Origin of the sequence: Paraburkholderia phenoliruptrix, assembly GCF_902859825.1 — a bacterium.
GTDB lineage: Bacteria > Pseudomonadota > Gammaproteobacteria > Burkholderiales > Burkholderiaceae > Paraburkholderia > Paraburkholderia phenoliruptrix.
In genome coordinates this window covers 1-2,116 of the sequence record NZ_CADIKB010000105.1, presented here as the reverse complement: position 1 = coordinate 2,116, position 2,116 = coordinate 1, and the positions used below count along the sequence as shown (strand labels likewise).

At 58.9% G+C, this 2,116-nt stretch carries 3 protein-coding genes and 1 pseudogene; all 4 read left to right on the top strand.

Going from position 1 to position 2,116, the window contains the following annotated elements:
- The coding region (locus HV711_RS34045) for an IS3 family transposase (protein WP_175145578.1) at positions 1-78 on the top strand (78 nt) is incomplete at its 5' end.
- Positions 79-128: 50 nt separating this feature from the next.
- Positions 129-692, top strand: coding sequence for a transposase (locus tag HV711_RS33135; protein ID WP_007178953.1), 564 nt, complete (start codon positions 129-131; stop codon positions 690-692).
- A complete protein-coding gene (tnpB, locus tag HV711_RS33130) occupies positions 668-1,024 on the top strand; it encodes an IS66 family insertion sequence element accessory protein TnpB (RefSeq protein WP_007178952.1) in 357 nt (118 codons plus the stop codon). The genes HV711_RS33135 and tnpB overlap by 25 nt, the downstream gene beginning before the upstream one ends.
- A gap of 30 nt (positions 1,025-1,054) precedes the next feature.
- Positions 1,055-2,017: pseudogene (gene tnpC / locus HV711_RS33125) on the top strand (IS66 family transposase); the annotation flags it as partial.
- Positions 2,018-2,116 lie beyond the last annotated feature (99 nt).

Below are 2,116 nucleotides of genomic sequence, written 5' to 3'. Positions count from 1 at the left end.
TACAACCACGATCGAATCAAGCTAAGATTACGAGGACTCACACCAGTCCAATACAGAATGAAATATAAGCAGCACTAACGTCAACGTGTCCAACATTCCGGGGTCGGTTCATTTGGAGGTGGACACCTATGACTGGCAAAGACTCAGAGTTGAAAGTAGTTCGTCAAAGCCGCGACGGGCGCCGTCGCTATGACGAGGGAGGCAAGCGCGTACTGATCGAGGCCGCGTTGCGACCAGGTGCGTCGGTCGCCCGTTTGGCACAGGAGCATGGGATCAACGCTAACCTGCTGCGCAAATGGATCGCGAAGTATCTGATGGAGCGCGAGAAAGGCATCCCATTTGCATCGCAGGAAACGCGCGCCGACGAGCGCGATCTACCGTCATCTGCCATCGACGCAATTGCCAACGAAGACTTCCGTCGTTGCGTGGATGACGGTTCGACCGACGTTGCAGGCTCACGTAAGCACTTGCTGTGCGCACCGTCTACTTCTGCATTTGTGCCGGTCGTTTCAACGTCATCGGTGCCGCCGTTACCACTCGTGTTGACTGCAACTGCGCCGATCACGCTTTCGCTGCATGTGCGACTGTCGAATGGCGTGGAGCTTGATCTCAGTGCAGCGAGCATCGACGAACTGAGCACCGTGGTCCAGATGTTCGGGAGGATGCCGTGTTCCGGTTCGACGAAAATCTGAAGGTGTACCTGTACCGCGATCCCGTCGATTTCCGGTACGGAATGAACAGTCTGTCGATTCTCGTCGAACAGGCGATGCGCCTGAATCCCATGGATTCCTCGCTCTACGTTTTTACCAACCGGAGATGCGATCGCGTCAAGATCCTGGGCTGGCAGGACAACGGTTTCTGGCTCATGCTCAAGAGACTCGAGGCCAATGATCGCTTCGTCTGGCCTGATGACAATAGCGAGGTCGTGGCACTGACCGTCGAACTGCTGCACTGGCTTCTCGGGGGTGTCGACATCGCTGCGCTCCAGCGTCATCCGAGGCGACATTATGCGCGTGTGAGCTGAACATGTCGTCGGCATACTGGTCTAAGCGGTATGCCGATCAACGTGACCATCGACGCTGACGAACTCAGGATGCTCCTCGCGATGCGCGAGGAGCATGACGCCCTTCAGTCAGAGCGCGACGGGTTACGCAGCGCACTGCGTCTCGTGACTGCGGAGCGCGACCTGGCTGAGGAACGACTGCGCGCTTACCGGCGCGAGCTGTTCGGCGCGAAGAGCGAAGCTCGCGCATCGGATCAGCCGGGTCTGTTCAATGAAGCCGAAGTGCTCGGCACGAACGCAACACCGGCGCAGGAAGATACTCCCGAAACCAGAATCGCCGCGCACACGCGCAAGAAGCGCGGTCATCGCAAACCGCTCGATCCCAACTTGCCGCGCGAAGTCGTTCGGCACGAACTTCCCGAAGGCGAACGCTTCTGCAACCACGACGGCCATGCGCTCGTCGAGATCGGTGTCGAAACGAGCGAGCAGCTCGACGTGATCCCCGAACAGCTTCGCGTCATCCAGCACCAGCGCGTCAAGTATGCCTGCCCGTGCTGCGATCTTGGCATCAAGGTCACGCCGGCACCGCTGCGCATCATCCCGCGTGGACTCCTCACGGAATCGGCGCTCGCGTGGGTCGCCTCCGGCAAGTATCAGTTTGGCATGCCGATCTATCGCCAGGCGGTCCTGCTGCGACGCTTCGGTGGCGACATCTCATCGAACACGCTCGCCGCGAGCATGGTACGCGTCGGTCTCGCAACGCAGCCCGTTATCAACCTGATGCGCGACGCGTTGCTCGATGCTGACGTGATCTACTGCGACGAGACGACGTTCCAGGTCCTGAAGGAAGAAGGGCGCAAGCCGCAAACGAAAAGCTATCTCTGGGCGCAAATGACCGGATCGGGAACTCCCATCCGCTGTTTCGCCTATACGGCTGGTCGCGGCGCGAAGCTGGCCGACAAACTGTTCACCGGCATTCGCAAGGGTGCGGTTCTGATGACTGACGTATATGAGCGCCTCCCGTTTGCACAAGCTCCGCGTGCTTAAACTTTGACAGAACGGTTGCAGATGTATATTCGGGCTTGTTGCAGTCAGTACTACCGCTGCGGCCCC